This is a genomic window from Selenomonas sp. CM52 (assembly GCF_000292955.1).
Taxonomy (GTDB): domain Bacteria; phylum Bacillota; class Negativicutes; order Selenomonadales; family Selenomonadaceae; genus Selenomonas.
On sequence record NZ_ALNM01000040.1, the window covers coordinates 16,270 to 30,589 of the forward strand.

The 14,320-nt window shown below is 56.7% G+C and carries 19 protein-coding genes, 2 tRNA genes and 1 other annotated feature; of the genes, 20 read left to right on the plus strand and 1 reads right to left on the minus strand.

Translation table 11 applies throughout. The annotated features are described in order from the left end of the window. Positions 1-6 precede the first annotated feature (6 nt). From HMPREF1153_RS09840 to rplL, 17 genes are all read left to right on the plus strand, one after another. Positions 7-1,266 (plus strand): glutamate-5-semialdehyde dehydrogenase, encoded by a 1,260-nt coding sequence (locus HMPREF1153_RS09840; protein WP_009646844.1) that lies wholly within the window; start codon positions 7-9, stop codon positions 1,264-1,266. Continuing rightward, on the plus strand, positions 1,263-1,415 hold the full coding sequence (locus HMPREF1153_RS12965; RefSeq protein ID WP_009646818.1) for a hypothetical protein: 153 nt from the start codon (positions 1,263-1,265) through the stop codon (positions 1,413-1,415). Before HMPREF1153_RS09840 ends, HMPREF1153_RS12965 begins: the two co-directional genes overlap by 4 nt. A gap of 69 nt (positions 1,416-1,484) precedes the next feature. Further along, positions 1,485-2,099 (plus strand): nicotinate-nucleotide adenylyltransferase, encoded by a 615-nt coding sequence (gene nadD, locus HMPREF1153_RS09845; protein WP_009646806.1) that lies wholly within the window; start codon positions 1,485-1,487, stop codon positions 2,097-2,099. Further along, positions 2,096-2,686: a bis(5'-nucleosyl)-tetraphosphatase (symmetrical) YqeK gene (yqeK, locus tag HMPREF1153_RS09850; protein WP_009646805.1), complete on the plus strand. Its 591-nt coding sequence runs from the start codon at positions 2,096-2,098 to the stop codon at positions 2,684-2,686. The genes nadD and yqeK overlap by 4 nt, the downstream gene beginning before the upstream one ends. Then, positions 2,683-3,714: an LCP family protein gene (locus HMPREF1153_RS09855; protein WP_009646842.1), complete on the plus strand. Its 1,032-nt coding sequence runs from the start codon at positions 2,683-2,685 to the stop codon at positions 3,712-3,714. Before yqeK ends, HMPREF1153_RS09855 begins: the two co-directional genes overlap by 4 nt. Positions 3,715-3,757: 43 nt before the next feature. After that, positions 3,758-4,090, plus strand: coding sequence for a ribosome silencing factor (gene rsfS / locus HMPREF1153_RS09860; protein WP_037370551.1), 333 nt, complete (start codon positions 3,758-3,760; stop codon positions 4,088-4,090). Then, a complete protein-coding gene (locus HMPREF1153_RS09865; RefSeq protein ID WP_009646817.1) occupies positions 4,091-5,008 on the plus strand; it encodes a CvfB family protein in 918 nt (305 codons plus the stop codon). Positions 5,009-5,089: 81 nt separating this feature from the next. Further along, positions 5,090-6,058, plus strand: coding sequence for a chemotaxis protein (locus HMPREF1153_RS09870; protein WP_037370553.1), 969 nt, complete (start codon positions 5,090-5,092; stop codon positions 6,056-6,058). Between the two features lie 128 nt (positions 6,059-6,186). Next, positions 6,187-6,262, plus strand: a tRNA-Thr gene (locus tag HMPREF1153_RS09875). A 9-nt stretch (positions 6,263-6,271) separates the two neighbouring features. Then, positions 6,272-6,348: transfer RNA gene (locus tag HMPREF1153_RS09880), tRNA-Met, on the plus strand. Between the two features lie 134 nt (positions 6,349-6,482). Beyond that, positions 6,483-6,632 carry a 50S ribosomal protein L33 gene (gene rpmG, locus HMPREF1153_RS09885; RefSeq protein ID WP_006192858.1) on the plus strand — a complete coding sequence of 50 codons (150 nt, stop codon included), beginning with the start codon at positions 6,483-6,485 and terminating at the stop codon, positions 6,630-6,632. 41 nt (positions 6,633-6,673) lie between these two features. Then, on the plus strand, positions 6,674-6,898 hold the full coding sequence (gene secE / locus HMPREF1153_RS12450; RefSeq protein WP_232208275.1) for a preprotein translocase subunit SecE: 225 nt from the start codon (positions 6,674-6,676) through the stop codon (positions 6,896-6,898). Positions 6,899-6,913: 15 nt separating this feature from the next. Next, entirely contained in the window at positions 6,914-7,450 is a 537-nt protein-coding gene (gene nusG / locus HMPREF1153_RS09895) for a transcription termination/antitermination protein NusG (RefSeq protein WP_009646860.1), read from the plus strand. Positions 7,451-7,514: 64 nt separating this feature from the next. After that, positions 7,515-7,940, plus strand: coding sequence for a 50S ribosomal protein L11 (gene rplK, locus HMPREF1153_RS09900; protein ID WP_006192855.1), 426 nt, complete (start codon positions 7,515-7,517; stop codon positions 7,938-7,940). 168 nt (positions 7,941-8,108) lie between these two features. After that, a complete protein-coding gene (gene rplA, locus HMPREF1153_RS09905; protein ID WP_009646821.1) occupies positions 8,109-8,795 on the plus strand; it encodes a 50S ribosomal protein L1 in 687 nt (228 codons plus the stop codon). A 175-nt stretch (positions 8,796-8,970) separates the two neighbouring features. Then, complete coding sequence (rplJ, locus tag HMPREF1153_RS09910; protein WP_009646856.1) at positions 8,971-9,525, plus strand: 50S ribosomal protein L10; 555 nt, start codon at positions 8,971-8,973, stop codon at positions 9,523-9,525. Positions 9,526-9,611: 86 nt separating this feature from the next. Further along, positions 9,612-9,983, plus strand: a complete 372-nt coding sequence (gene rplL, locus HMPREF1153_RS09915; RefSeq protein WP_009646830.1) for a 50S ribosomal protein L7/L12 — start codon at positions 9,612-9,614, stop codon at positions 9,981-9,983. A gap of 81 nt (positions 9,984-10,064) precedes the next feature. On the opposite strand, the gene HMPREF1153_RS09920 is transcribed toward rplL, so the two are convergent. Next, entirely contained in the window at positions 10,065-11,399 is a 1,335-nt protein-coding gene (locus tag HMPREF1153_RS09920; protein WP_009646838.1) for an MFS transporter, read from the minus strand. A gap of 51 nt (positions 11,400-11,450) precedes the next feature. Then, positions 11,451-11,685, minus strand: a binding site (T-box leader). A 414-nt stretch (positions 11,686-12,099) separates the two neighbouring features. On the opposite strand from HMPREF1153_RS09920, the gene HMPREF1153_RS09925 reads away from it, so the two are divergent. From HMPREF1153_RS09925 to HMPREF1153_RS09935, 3 genes are all read left to right on the plus strand, one after another. Beyond that, on the plus strand, positions 12,100-12,312 hold the full coding sequence (locus HMPREF1153_RS09925; protein ID WP_009646840.1) for a hypothetical protein: 213 nt from the start codon (positions 12,100-12,102) through the stop codon (positions 12,310-12,312). A 164-nt stretch (positions 12,313-12,476) separates the two neighbouring features. Beyond that, positions 12,477-12,968 (plus strand): CarD family transcriptional regulator, encoded by a 492-nt coding sequence (locus HMPREF1153_RS09930; protein ID WP_009646831.1) that lies wholly within the window; start codon positions 12,477-12,479, stop codon positions 12,966-12,968. A 123-nt stretch (positions 12,969-13,091) separates the two neighbouring features. After that, complete coding sequence (locus HMPREF1153_RS09935) at positions 13,092-14,249, plus strand: PIN/TRAM domain-containing protein (protein ID WP_009646858.1); 1,158 nt, start codon at positions 13,092-13,094, stop codon at positions 14,247-14,249. Positions 14,250-14,320 lie beyond the last annotated feature (71 nt).

Below are 14,320 nucleotides of genomic sequence, written 5' to 3' on the forward strand. Positions count from 1 at the left end.
TTCATCATGGACATTGAGGCGTTGGTCAAGGAAAAGGCACAGGCGGCGAAGGAGGCGTCGAGACTTCTGGCAGTCATGAAGCCTGAGGACAAGAATAGGGCGCTTCATGCCATGGCGGATATGCTCGAAAAGCGGGTGCGTCTCATCTTGGATGCGAACGCCGAAGATCTCGAAGAGGCGCGCATGAAGAAGGCGATCAAGCGCTCCTACCTCGACCGCCTTATGCTTGATGAGAGCCGTATTCACGCGATGGCGCAGGGACTGCGCGAGACGGCGGCTCTTGCCGATCCCATCGGGCGCGGCGACTTCTCGACGGTGCGCCCCAACGGGCTTGAAATCCGTCGCGTGCGCGTGCCGCTCGGCGTCGTCGGCATCATCTACGAGGCGCGTCCCAATGTGACGTCGGATGCGGCGGGGCTTTGCCTGAAATCGGGCAACGCCGTGCTGCTGCGCGGCGGCGCAGACGCGATCCGTTCGAATACGGCGATTGCATCGCTTCTCGCGCAGGCGGCGCAGGAGGCGGGAGTACCTGCGGGCGCGATCGGCTTCATCGACTCGGCCGACCGGCAGGGCGTCGAGGCGATGCTGCACCTCGACGGCCTCTTGGATGTCGTGATTCCGCGCGGCGGGGCGGGTCTCATCCGCGCCGTCGTGCAGGGAAGCACGGTGCCTGTCATTGAGACGGGCAGCGGCGTCTGCCACACTTTCGTCGACGAGAGCGCCGACCTTGCCATGGCGGAGAAAATCGCTCTGAATGCGAAGGTTTCGCGCCCGTCGGTCTGCAATGCGATGGAAACACTGCTCGTGCACGAAAGCATCGCCGAGGAATTCCTGCCGCGTCTCGTGCGGGCGATGGAAGCGGCGGGCGTCGAGCTGCGCGGCTGTGAAAAGGCGCGTGCCGTCTGCACTTCGCTCAAGGAGGCGCAGGAGGAGGATTGGTTGACGGAGTACGGCGATCTCATCCTCTCCGTCAAGGTCGTGCGTGATCTAGAAGAAGCCATCGTACACATCAACCGCTACAATACGGGTCATTCGGAGACGATCGTCACGAATGACGTCAAACATGCGCATCGCTTTCAGGCGGAAGTCGATGCGGCGGCGGTCTACGTCAACGCTTCGACGCGCTTCACAGACGGCGGCGAGTTCGGCTTCGGTGCGGAGATCGGCATCAGCACGCAGAAGCTGCACGCGCGCGGCCCCATGGGACTTCTGGAGCTGACTTCGATGAAGTATCTGATCTACGGCGAAGGACAGGTGCGCGAATGAAGCGCCTCCTCGGCTATGCGCGTGCCATCAGGCAGTATCTGGCGACGGAAAAGGGCGCGTACGATTTCTATGACGCCGTGCGTGCCGTCCTCGTCATCTTCCTGAGCATGGCGGCGGCGCTGGCCGTGGCGTTCTTTCTCTTCGGCTGATTCACGAAGGGAACTCTCGCTGAATCTGTTCGTCGCATTCATTTGTCGCATAGGAAGCGGGGTGAGGTCGTGGTACAGGAGAAGAGGCGCGTCGGCATCATGGGCGGCACGTTCGATCCCATCCATCTCGGTCATCTTGTCATCGCGGAGGCGGCGCGGGAGGAGCTGGCGCTCTCCGAGGTGATCTTCATTCCCGCGGCGCAGCCGCCGCACAAGCCAGGACGGAAGGTGGCGGCGGCTGCGCACCGCCTGCGTCTCGTGCAGCTTGCCGTGGAAGGCAATCCCTTCTTCCGTGCGCTCGACGTGGAGATGCGGCGCGAGGGTCCGTCGTATTCCTACGATACGCTGCGTGATCTCGTCGAAACGCATGGCGAGAGCGTGGACTTCTATTTCATTGTCGGCGGCGATGAGATCAGCGCCATCCTCACATGGCATCGCGTCGCCGAGCTTTTTTCCCTTTGCCGCTTCGTGGCGGCGGGGCGCAAGGGGGCGTCGCTCTCCCTGGACGAGGTGCGCACGCATCTCGGCGAGGAAGCGCTCTCGCGCATACGACTCGTGCAGGCTCCGGAGCTGGAAATCTCCTCTACGGACATCCGGCGCCGCCTGCAGGAGGGGCGCTCGATTCGCTATCTCGTGCCCAAAAAGGTCGAAGCCTACATCTATAAAGAAGGTCTGTATTCATGAATTACGAGGCGATGAAAGAAGAACTCGCTCAGCGGCTGCAAAAGAAGCGCTACGAGCACTCCCTCGGCGTCGCGGACACCGCCGCCATGCTCGCCGGGCGCTTCGGCGTGGACGTGGAAAAGGCGCGTATTGCGGGGCTTCTGCATGACTGCGCGCGCGAATATCGGACGGCGGATCTTCCCGCTGAGGCGGCGCGGCGCTCGATTGCCTACGGCGAGGTCGAGCGCGCAATGCCGCTCCTTCTTCATGCCTACGTGGGCGCAAGGCGTGCGGAGGAACTGTACGGCGTGACGGACGCGGAGATTCAGCAGGCGATCTGGCGCCATACGGTCGGCGGCGAGCGCATGACGAAGCTCGATAAGATCATCTACTTCGCTGACATGATCGAGCCGCAGCGCGACTATCCTGAGGTCGAGGAGCTGCGTGCGCTGTCGCGCACGGCGAGTCTCGATGCGATGGTGCTCGAAGGGCTTTCCCAGTCCATCGCATTCGTCCTGCAGTCCGGAAGGCTCATCCATCCGGCGACGGTGGCGGCACGCAACGAAATTCTCCTTCGCGCCCGTGCGAAAGAGGGTCATGCGCCATGACGCAGAGAAAGAGGAGCCGCACGCAGGAAAACATCCGCTTGAAGCGCAAGGAGCAGGCGCGTCGCCGCCGCATCGCGCGTGCACGCTTCCTCGTGCTGATGTTCTTCCTTACCATATTCATCGCCGTGCTCGCCGTCGCAGGCTACTTTCTCTACGGCATCGGACACAGCATTTATCAGGAGATCGACGCCGTCTACCAGGGCTACGAGGAGCGGCGACAGGAGCGCGACCGTCACATCGATGCGAAGTTTGACGGCTACACGAACGTCCTCGTGCTCGGCATTGACGATGGTGCGGACGAGAACGGTACGGAAGGGCAGCACGCCGACACGATCCTGCTCCTCAGCATGGAAAATGCGACGGGTCGTCTGCGTGCCATCACGGTGCCGCCCAACATGATCGTACAGCTGCCGCAGAAGGGCGGCGAGATACGTGCAACCGATCTCTACGCGCACGGTGGCGCTCCGACGATGGTGCAGGCGCTGTCGGATCTTCTCGGCGTCTCCATCCATCAGTATGTGACGCTCGATACGCACGCTCTCGCTGATCTCGTCGACGTCCTGGGCGGCGTCGACCTCTACGTCGAGGACGAGATGAACTACGACGACCCCGAGGCGGGGCTTTCCATCCATATCCCCAAGGGATTTCAACACTTAGACGGTGACACGGCACAGAAATATCTGCGCTACCGCAGCTCGGAACTCGGCGAGGTCGGTAGGCTGCACCGCCAGCAGCGCTTCGCTAAGGCGCTCTACGAGAAGTTCCTGCAGGTCGACACGATACCGAAGCTGCCTGATGTGGCGGACATCTTTAAGTACCGCATGACGACGAGTGCGGAGATTTTCGATTCGGCGCGTCTTGCGAAGGTCTTGAAGAACCTCGGCGATGAGCCGCCGACGACGCTTCTTCTGCCCACTGTGCAGCGCGACGGCTATTGGCTGCCGGACCGCGCGGCGATCGGGCAAAAGATTGAAGAATTATTCCCAGAATTGGTAAAGCATGAGGGAGAAAATGACGATAATAAGTGAAGAGCAGTAGGAGGCATGGATTTTGAGCAACACACCGGAAGAAATGAGTCGGGCGATCGCCAGAGCTGCGAGCGACAAGAAGGCGCAGGACATCGTCATCATGCGCATGGCGGAGCTCACGACAGCGGCGGACTATTTCATCGTCTGCTCGGCGAATACGGCGACGCAGGTGCGCGCCATCGCCGACAATATCGAAGATGAGATGCTGGAGAAGCACGAGAAGCCGTATCTGCACAAGGAAGGCTATCGCGAGGGCGAGTGGGTTCTCCTCGACTACGGCGATTGTGTCGCGCATGTTTTCATGACGGAAAGCCGCGCGTTCTACGCTTTGGAAAGGCTATGGAGCGATGCGCCGGCAGAGCCCTATGAGGACTAGATGATGGCGGAAGAAAAGCGCAGGAAGTACGGACCGAGTACGGTCGCCAAGCTTCGCGTCGCGCGTCTCGGCGACTTCGGCGCGTTCCTTGACGCTGAGACGGGCAGTACATCGGACGACATCCTGTTGCACAAGACACAGCAGACGCGCGAACTCTCCGTCGGAGAAGAGGTCGAAGTGTTCCTCTACCTCGATCCCAAGCACCGCCTGACGGCGAGCATGAGGACGCCGCGCATGAAGGAAGGGCAGGTCGCACGGCTCACGGTCATCAATGTGAGCCGCGACGGCGCTTTTCTCGATGTCGGCGCTGAGCGCGGCATCTTCCTGCCTTATGCGGGAATGCGCGGCAGGCCGCAGATCGGCGAAGTCGTCTGGGCGAAGCTCTACACGGACAAATCGGGAAGGCTTGCCGTGACGATGGAGGTCGAGGACGAATTGCGGCGCGCTTCGAAGCCCGCGACAGATGTGCGCGTCGGCGCCCATCTATTCGGCTCGATCTACAACATCACGGAGAGCGGCGCGTTCATTTTCACGAACGAACGTTACATCGTGTTCGTTCCCCACAAGGACATGCGCGAGCGGCCGCGCGTGGGCGAGGAGGTCACCGTGCGCATCACCTATGTGCGCACGGACGGCAGACTCAACGGCTCCCTGCGTGAGCCGAAGGAGAAGGCGCTCGTCACGGATGCTGAGCGCATCCTCGCCTACCTTGAAGAGCACAGGGGCAGGATGCCTTACAGCGACAAGACGACGCCTGAGATCATCAAGGCGAAATTCCAGATCAGCAAGGCGGCATTCAAGCGCGCTCTCGGACATCTGCTTAAGGCGGGAAACATCGAGGAGAAGGACGGCTGGACGCTTCTTAAAGACGGGGCTTCGCTTGAGGAGGGCGAGGGGAAGCGCGAAAATAATCCGTGATTCCCTGCAAATAAAAGAAGGATTTCAGACCTTTTTAACGAATTGAGTCTTATGAAGTATGAAATAGGGGGCGGATTTTTCATGGCAGAAGGAAAAGACGAGAAGAAGGGCATTTTGCTGGAAACCGGCACAAATGAGTTTGAAATCATCGAGTTCAACATCGGCGCTGTCGATTACGGCATCAACGTCGCGAAGGTGCGCGAGGTCATCAAGGCTTCGGACTTTCCCGTGACGACGATGCCGCAGGCGCATCCGTACATCAACGGGCTTTTCACCCTGCGCGGCAGGGCTGTGCCGCTCGTCGATCTGCCGCGTTGCCTCGGCGTCATGAGCGGACAGGCGGCGGGACGCTCGCAGAACATCATCGTGACGGAGATCAACGGCTATGACATGGGATTCCTCGTCGACAATGTTTCGCGCATCCACCGCATCTCGTGGAAGAACATGGAACCGGCGCCGGAAGTCGGCGACCAGTCGCGCGTCGTCGGTCTCGTGAAGATGGAAGGCAAGATCGTCCTCCTGCTCGACTTCGAGACGATCATGGCGGAGATCAATCCCGAAATCAACCAGAAACTCACGACGGTTGATGATACGACGGAAGATATCAAGCAGAGGCGTGCCTCGCAGCACATCGTCGTGGCGGAGGACTCGATGCTCCTGCGCGACCTTCTTGTCAATACGCTGCATGGCGCCGGATATACGTTCGTGCGCGACTTTGGCAACGGCGAAGATGCGTGGAACTTCCTTAGAGAGGTCGCAGAGAAGACGGAGTCTGAGCAGATTTCCGAGAAGGTGCGCATCATCATCTCCGACGTCGAGATGCCGAAGATGGACGGACATCGCCTGCTGAAGCTCGTGCGCGAGGACGACCGTCTGCGTCAGATTCCGCTCATCCTATTCTCGTCGTTAATTTCCGAGGAAATGCGCCGCAAGGGTGACGACCTCGGTGCAAGCGCCCAGATTTCGAAGCCTGAGATCAATCAGCTCATCCATACGATCGACAAGTTGATCTTCGGCATCGACACGACGGGCATGGACGACGATTTTTAAGGAACAATTCCTCTTTTTGCCGCAGCGCCTTCATGGCGCTGCGGTTTTTCGCGTCAGGGAAAAGAAAATTTTCGCAAATCCCTTGCAAAGCCGTGGTGTATCGTGTATAATCCTATTGTTGTCGATTTGCTGATGTAGCTCAGTCGGCAGAGCGTATCCTTGGTAAGGATAAGGTCACCGGTTCAATCCCGGTCATCAGCTCCATCATAATAGGGCGGCATAGCTCAGTTGGCTAGAGCATGCGGTTCATACCCGCAGTGTCCGGAGTTCGAATCTCTGTGCCGCCACCATTTTCAAGCCCCGCGAGGGGTTTTTGTTATGTTGGTGGGAAGTTCGGGGATTTTTCCTTGCATATTGTTGACACTCGGTATTAAGTGTGATAAAGTATGTTAGTGATTTTATGGAAGGGAAGGAGTGCTGAAACATGCGCAACGCCGTTACGTTGGCCTGCACGGTTTGCAAGAACCGCAACTATCAGACCAACAAGAACAAGAAGAATGATCCCGATCGGCTTGAATTCAACAAGTATTGCAAGTTCTGCAAGAAGCATACGCCGCATAAAGAAACGAAGTAAGCCCTGCGGCTTGCAGCAATATGATACGGGGTGTGAATGCTTTGGCAGATGAAAGATCGTCAGCGCCGCAGTCTTCTTCGGGCGGTTTCAACCTCTTCCGTTTCTTGGGCGAGGTCAAGGCAGAGATGAAGAAGGTGACATGGCCGACTCACAGGGAGCTGGTGACGTATACCGGTGTCGTGGGGGTGGCGGTCGTTGTCGTCTGTGCGCTGATTTGGGTATGCGATACGTTTTTTGCAAGACTGTTTAAACTTATTCTGCAATAGAAGGCTGGAGGCGCGATGGAGTCTGAGAAGAAATGGTATGTGATCCATACCTATTCCGGATATGAGAACAAGGTCAAGGCGAATCTTGAGTCTCGCGTCCATACCATGGGGATGGAGGACAATATTTTCAACGTCATCGTCCCGATGGAGGAAGAGGCCGAAATCAAGGACGGCAAGAAGAAGCTCGTCAAGAAGAAGGTTTTCCCCGGTTACGCCTTGGTTGAGATGATCGTCAATGACCGCTCTTGGTACGTTGTGCGCAACACGCCGGGTGTCACGGGATTCGTCGGCTCGGGAACGAAGCCGATTCCGCTGTCGGAAGCAGAAGTAAAGCATATCTTGAAATCTATGGGGACGGAGGAAGAGAAGCCCGTCACCCACATCGATCTCGAGGTTGGACAGGCCGTACATATCAATTCGGGTGCTTTTGAGAATTTCGCTGCCACGGTGGCGGAAGTCTTCCCAGAAAAGGGCATGGTCAAAGTTCTCGTCGATATGTTTGGACGCGAGACTACGGTTGAGCTGTCGTACAACGAGGTTGAAAAAATCTAGGGAATCGCTCGGTGTCTCGATATGAGAAGCAGCATAAACCCCTTTTAAGGAGGTGTTAAAAAGTATGGCAAAGAAGGTCGCAAAGCTCGTCAAGCTGCAGGTTGTTGCCGGCAAGGCAAGTCCGGCTCCTCCGGTAGGCCCGGCACTCGGTCAGGCAGGCGTCAACATCATGGCTTTCGTCAAGGAATTCAATGAGAGGACGGCCAAACAGGCTGGTCTTGTTATTCCGGTCGAGATCACGGTCTTCGAGGATCGTTCGTTTACGTTCATCACGAAGACGCCGCCCGCCGCAATTCTTTTGAAGAAAGCTGCCGGCATTGAAAAAGCTTCCGGTGAGCCGAACAAGACGAAAGTCGCTAAGGTGCCGCGCGCGAAAGCGCAGGAGATCGCGCAGTCGAAGATGCAGGATCTCAATGCGGCAGACCTCGAAGCTGCTACGCGCATGATCGAGGGAACGGCTCGCAGCATGGGCATCGAAATCGTCGATTGATTCGAGACGCTCATGCTCGTGGCAGGAAATTGCGCGCACAAATGTCCACTTCCTGGACGTTGTACGCCGTCCTTACATGAAACCAGCCAATCGGTCTGCGCCTTCGGCTTGATCCCTTGGGGTTTCGTTGTAAAAAAACCGCTATGACCACGAAAGGGGAATTTTTGAATGGCAAAACACGGCAAGAAATATCAGGATGCTGCGAAGCTTCTGGAAGACGGAAAGCTATACAGTGTCGCTGAGGCTATGGAACTCGTGAAGAAAACTGCGACGGCAAAGTTCGATGAGACGATCGAGCTGCACGTCCGTCTCGGCGTTGATCCGAAGTACGCTGATCAGCAGGTTCGCGGTGCTATGGTTCTGCCGCACGGCACGGGCAAGGCGAAAAAGGTTCTCGTCTTTGCCAAGGGCGAGAAGGTCAAGGAAGCCGAGGATGCAGGTGCTGATTACGTCGGCTCGGACGAGATCGTCACGAAGATTCAGGGCGGTTGGTTCGACTTCGATGTCGCCGTCGCTACGCCCGATATGATGGGCACGGTCGGCCGCCTCGGTAAGGTCTTGGGTCCTCGCGGTCTCATGCCGAACCCGAAGCTCGGTACGGTCACGATGGATCTTGTGAAGGCGATCAGCGAGATTAAGGCCGGTAAGGTCGAGTACCGCACGGACAAGGCCGGCAACGTCCATGTCCCGATCGGCAAGGCTTCGTTCGATGTCGATAAGCTCAAGGCGAATTATCAGGCACTCATCGACACGCTCGTCCGCGTTCGCCCGGCAGCAGCGAAGGGGCAGTACATCCGTGCGATCACGGTCAGCTCTACGATGGGCCCCGGCGTTCCGATTGCTACGATAGCCTAATCCGATAAAACAGCATACGATGACTGTAGACAGCAGGTATGGATCTTCCATCTAACGAGCAAGTTGCTCGCCCGCCGAGGTCGGATTCAGGCGCATTGCTTCAAAAGATGCGGCTTCCGGCATACAGTTGGGAGCCGTTTTATTTTGTTGAATCTCATTGAGAGGGGGTGCAAGAATGAATGCAAAGGTAAATGCAAAGAAGGAAGCGGTTGTCGCTGAGCTGAAGGAAAGGCTTCAGACGGCGAAGGGAGCCGTTTTTACAAGCTACAAAGGCTTGACTGTAGCGCAGGACACGGCGCTTCGCCGCGCGCTTCGTGAGGCAGGCGTTTCGTATCATGTCGTCAAGAACACGATGACGCGCATCGCCGCGAAGGAACTCGGGCTCGACGAACTTTGCGATCACTTGGAGGGGACGACGGCTCTTGCCGTTTCCACTGACGACGCTGTGGCGCCGGCAAAGGTCATCTGCGAGTTCATGAAGAAGAACAAGCTCGATGAAGCCGGCATCCTGACGCTCAAAGCAGGTCTTCTCGACGGACGCGTCATCGACGTCGCTGAGGTCAAGGCTTTGGCCGATCTGCCGTCGCGCGAGGTTCTTCTCGCAAAGCTCTTGGGCAGCATGCAGTCTCCGATTGCGGGTACGGTCAACGTGCTCCAAGGAGTCATCCGCAACGCGGTCTATGTGCTTGAGGCGATCCGCAAGCAAAAGGAGGAGCAGGCTTCCGCCTGAACCTTATAGAGTGCAGCGGTTGGGCAGACGTCCGCCGCTTGCAGGCTGAATACATTTGAAGAAAACAATTTTATGGAGGTACAATCATGACTAAAGAAGAAATCCTGCAGGCCATTGAGGGCATGACCGTCCTCGAACTTTCCGAACTCGTCAAGGATATGGAAGAGAAGTTTGGCGTCAGCGCTGCGGCTCCGGTTGCTGTTGCTGCTGCCGGCGCTGCTCCGGCTGCTGCGGGCGGTGAAGAGAAGACCGAGTTCACGGTCGTTCTTGCTGCTGCCGGCGACAAGAAGATCAACGTCATCAAGGCTGTCCGCGAAGCTACGGGTCTCGGCCTGAAGGAAGCGAAGGAGCTCGTTGACGGCGCTCCTGCTCCGATCAAGGAGAACATCGCGAAGGCAGAGGCAGAAGAGCTCAAGAAGAAGCTCGAAGAGGCCGGCGCAACGGTCGAGCTCAAGTAATTTGGGCGCAGCAGAAGCTGCATAAGAAACCGCCCTTGCAAGTCGATTTTCGACTGCAAGGGCGGTTTTTGTTTGTTTGGTTTACGCTTCCTGCTGCAGAGGAACCGGATGTTCGCTTTCTCTCTGTGCTGTTTTTCGCGCCCCGTTCCAGCGGTATTGGATCGTCAGCACCGTAAGCGCGGCGATGAACATGAAGAGTGCCATGAGGAAGTAGCCCGTGTCGAAGGAGCCTGTCTCCGTCTTGAGCCAGCCCATCATGTAGGGGCCGACCCAGCCGCCGAGATTGCCGCAGGAGTTGATGAGGGCGACGCTGCCGGCAGCGGCGGAGCCGGAGAGGAAGCTCGTCGGGATCGTCCACCAGACGCCCATGGCGGCGTAGATGCCGATGGCGGACAGGCAGACGAGGAAGAGTGCCGTGTACATGTCATCAGCAAAGGGGCTGAGTCCTAGGCCGACGGCGCCGACGAGGAGAGCGCCCGCGACGTGCCATACCTTGTCGCCCGTCTTCGTCGAGGTCTTGCCGATGATGACCTGCACGATGAGCGCCGCCGTCATCGGAACGGCGATGGCGCCGCCGAGGAATCCGGTTGACCAGCCCGAAAGCCCCTTGAGCACCGTCGGCATCCAGAAGTTGAAGCCCCAGAAGCCGATGACCCACATGAAGTAGATGAAGCAGAGTTTCAAGACCTTGGGATCGGAGAAAGCCTGGAAGATCGTGTATTTCTTGACGCTTTGCATACGCGCCTGCTCTTCTTCGTACTGGCGGTTCAAGTATTCCCTTTCTTCTGCACTGAGCCAGGAAACCTGGTCGGGCTTGTCTTTGACGAAGTAGAAGAAAAATACGGCGAAGAGGAGGGCGGGTCCTGCCTCCAAGATGAACAGTTCCTGCCAGCCGTGCATGCCAAAGAAAGAGGTCTGCAACAGGAAGCCCGCGAGCGGCGCGCCGATGATCGTTGAGATGAGAAGTGACGTCAACATGAGGGAATTGGCACGCGCTCTCTCCCTTTCGGAAAACCAGCGTGCGAAGAGCACGGAGTAGATGACGGGATATAGGCTCGCTTCCGAGGCGCCGAGCAGGAAACGGCAAAGGTAGAACTCCGTCTGCGTCTGCATGAATGCCATGAAGATGCAGACAAGTCCCCATGTGAACATGATGCGTGCGATCCACTTCGCGGCGGAAAAGCGGGCGGCGATGAGTGCGCCGGGGATTTCCAGGAGCAGATAGCCCATGAAGAAAATGCCCGCGCCTGCACCGAAGATTTCGGGCGTGATCCAGTCGAGATCCTGCGTCATCGTCAGCGCTGCATAGGCGATGTTCACGCGGTCGATGCAGGCGATGATGGACACGAGGAAGACGGGCAGGATGATGCGCAGGTCGCGCTTTCGTCTGAGACGGGCGAGATCCAAATTTTCCATAATGATTCCTCCTAAAATAATGCAGGATGATAAACAAAAACTCCGCCCCTCGAAAGGGACGGAGGATTATCCGCGGTACCACCCAGATTCCCGCATAAAGCGGGCGCTTGCCGCGTACAGTCATACGCGCTTCCTCTAACGCGGAAGGAACGGCTCGGCTTACTCGATTTCAGCTTTGCTTCTCGGGGAGGATTTTCTTCGTGAGGCTTTCTGCCGCTTTTCAGCACAGGAGCGGCTCTCTGTAAGACAGCGTATCACGAATACTCTTTCCCGTCATAGAATTTGGCGATGTATTCTTTTACCATGAAGCCCCGAGAGGTCAAGCCGAAGGCGCAGACCGATCGGCTAGGCTTCTGTAAGGCGTGAGGACATATGTACAGCGTGACTCCTTGATGAGGCCGTTGTCAGAAGCGGCGGTGGAAGCAAGTCCTGCCGCTCTGCTTCACGGCTGAACATGTGTCCTGAAAGTTTGCGTCGTGGCTTGTTAAGTTGTAACCTCGATGAAGCATAATATACTCCTCGAAAAGAAGGTTGTCAAGCATTTGGAGAAAATTTATTTTCGCTTGGTCGATCGGGCTGCTTTTTCATGTAAGGGCGGCGCACAATGTCCAAAAAGTGGACGTGTGTGCGTGTAGTTTGCTATACTAGAGGAAGACAGACCACCGCGCTAGTAAGAAGCGCAGAAGAGAGGGGAAAACTCATGTATTTTCGCACACAGCAGTATTACCGCATCAACCGTCAGCTGAAAAAATCTTACCATGCCTGCATCCGAAACGGCGGCACGGAAGAAGAAGCGCGGGCGATTCGTGAGACGAATGCGCACATCGTCGAACTTTTTGCCCATGGCGGACTCATCAGTCACGAATGGGCGGCGGCCTTGGGGCATAGGCATGGACATGATCTGGATTCATAATGTAAGAGAATTATCCTAAATATGATAAAACCTGATTGACATAAAATGAGGGATATGATAAACTACTTATTTTCTTCCAACTTATGAAGATTTGTGCTATAATGTATGCGGATAGTTTTTTAATTCCGTGCGTTTTGCATGGGGAAAGGGCAGGAGGTGTAGCATTGCTTCAGGTTGGTGACACAGTTGTCTATCCGATGCATGGGGCGGGCGTGATTTCTGGCATAGAGGATTGCGAGGTGCTCGGCGAGGGCAAATCCTATTATGTGCTTCAAATGCCATTGGGCAACATGAAGGTCATGATACCGACGGACAACGTGGATAATATGGGTCTTCGAGACGTGATTCCCGAAACGCAGGTCGAAGAGGTCAAGGACATTCTGCAGATGGCTCCCGAGCGTGCGACGGGAAGCTGGAACAAGCGCTTTCATGCGAATCTTGAGCGCATGAAGAGCGGTGACATCTGCGATGTGGCGGCTGTCGCGCGAAATCTCGTCCTGCAGGATCGCCTGCGCAAGATTTCGAGCGGCGAGCGGCGCCTTCTGGATCTCGCGCGGCAGATTATCGTCAGTGAGCTTGTCTATGCCTGCAGCAAATCGCCCGAGGAAGTCAAGTCGTGGATGGATGGCATCCTTGCGGAAAACGATTTTGCCTGATGCTGACGATTGCCGGGAAGACCCCAGCGATTCGAGAGTGATTTCTTTTGACAAAGCCGAATAGATTTAGTATGATAAATCTGTTTGGCTTTGTCATTTCCATTATATGGGGAGGGATGTTTATTGCTCGAAAAAGTATTGCGTTTTTTCATCACGCTGATCTTCGCCATTCTCGGCGGAGCGCTTATGCAACTTGCCAGTCCGCTTCTGACCTTGTTTCTGAGCACGGAAGTTCTCAAACTGGATCTCGGACTCTTCGGCCTGACGCTCGCTTCGCTCGTCTGCATTCTTGTCGGTGCTGTTTTGGGCGGAGTTCTCGGCTTCATCACGACGCCACTTTTCACGGCTACGCTCAAGCGCTTCACCTATTGGGTCGAAACGCAGCTGAACAAGATGCCGATTCATGATGTCATCGCAGGCGCAGCGGGGCTGGCCATCGGACTTATCATTGCAAATTTATTGGGAGCGGCGTTTTCCAAGATCCCGCTCGTCGGCGCATATTTTCCTGTCGTTTTCAGCATCGTGTTCGGCTATCTCGGCATTCATATCACGATCAAGAAGCGCAAGGAAGTCGGCGATCTTTTCGGCACGCTGCCGAATCTGATCAGCAAGAGCCGCGAAGCGAAGGCGCAGGCGAAGGCCAAGGAAGCGCTGGGGCAAATCAGCAAGGAACAGAAATCGTCCAAGCTCTACAAGCTGCTCGATACGAGCGTCATCATCGACGGACGCATTGCCGATATATGTGAGACGGGCTTCATCGACGGTACATTGCTCATCCCTGAGTTCGTCTTGGAAGAACTGCAGCATATTGCCGATTCCTCAGATGCGTTGAAACGCGTGCGCGGCAGGCGCGGACTCGATGTCCTGCAGCGCATACGCATGGAATCGAAGATGGAGGTCGAGATCACGAGCCAGGACTTCGACGACATCGCCGAGGTCGACTCAAAGCTCGTGCGCCTCGCGCAGGTCGTGGGCGGCAAGCTCATCACGAATGATTTCAACCTGAACAAGGTTGCAGAGTTGCGCGACGTGCCCGTCCTCAACATCAACGAGCTTTCCAATGCCGTGAAGCCCGTCGTCATTCCAGGCGAGACGATGCGCGTTTCCGTCGTCAAGGAAGGCAAGGAGCCGGGACAGGGCGTCGCCTATCTCGATGACGGCACGATGATCGTCATCGAGAACGGCCGCCGCCATATCAACAATACGATTGAAGTGGAGGTCACGTCGGCGCTGCAGACAGCAGCCGGACGCATGATTTTTGCAAAGCCCAGACATTGGTGAAAGAGAAGTGCCGCCGATAGGTCATGCGACTTATCGGCGGCGCGTTTATAAGGCAGTATATGCAAGGAGGC

Bases quoted from the DNA above. Each gene is read 5' to 3' on its own strand.
- HMPREF1153_RS09840 (WP_009646844.1), top strand. From the start codon at position 7: ATGGACATTGAGGCGTTGGTCAAGGAAAAGGCACAGGCGGCGAAGGAG.
- HMPREF1153_RS12965 (WP_009646818.1), top strand. From the start codon at position 1,263: ATGAAGCGCCTCCTCGGCTATGCGCGTGCCATCAGGCAGTATCTGGCG.
- yqeK (WP_009646805.1), top strand. From the start codon at position 2,096: ATGAATTACGAGGCGATGAAAGAAGAACTCGCTCAGCGGCTGCAAAAG.
- HMPREF1153_RS09855 (WP_009646842.1), top strand. From the start codon at position 2,683: ATGACGCAGAGAAAGAGGAGCCGCACGCAGGAAAACATCCGCTTGAAG.
- rsfS (WP_037370551.1), top strand. From the start codon at position 3,758: ATGAGTCGGGCGATCGCCAGAGCTGCGAGCGACAAGAAGGCGCAGGAC.
- HMPREF1153_RS09865 (WP_009646817.1), top strand. From the start codon at position 4,091: ATGATGGCGGAAGAAAAGCGCAGGAAGTACGGACCGAGTACGGTCGCC.
- HMPREF1153_RS09870 (WP_037370553.1), top strand. From the start codon at position 5,090: ATGGCAGAAGGAAAAGACGAGAAGAAGGGCATTTTGCTGGAAACCGGC.
- rpmG (WP_006192858.1), top strand. From the start codon at position 6,483: ATGCGCAACGCCGTTACGTTGGCCTGCACGGTTTGCAAGAACCGCAAC.
- nusG (WP_009646860.1), top strand. From the start codon at position 6,914: ATGGAGTCTGAGAAGAAATGGTATGTGATCCATACCTATTCCGGATAT.
- rplK (WP_006192855.1), top strand. From the start codon at position 7,515: ATGGCAAAGAAGGTCGCAAAGCTCGTCAAGCTGCAGGTTGTTGCCGGC.
- rplA (WP_009646821.1), top strand. From the start codon at position 8,109: ATGGCAAAACACGGCAAGAAATATCAGGATGCTGCGAAGCTTCTGGAA.
- rplJ (WP_009646856.1), top strand. From the start codon at position 8,971: ATGAATGCAAAGGTAAATGCAAAGAAGGAAGCGGTTGTCGCTGAGCTG.
- rplL (WP_009646830.1), top strand. From the start codon at position 9,612: ATGACTAAAGAAGAAATCCTGCAGGCCATTGAGGGCATGACCGTCCTC.
- HMPREF1153_RS09920 (WP_009646838.1), bottom strand. From the start codon at position 11,399: ATGGAAAATTTGGATCTCGCCCGTCTCAGACGAAAGCGCGACCTGCGC.
- HMPREF1153_RS09925 (WP_009646840.1), top strand. From the start codon at position 12,100: ATGTATTTTCGCACACAGCAGTATTACCGCATCAACCGTCAGCTGAAA.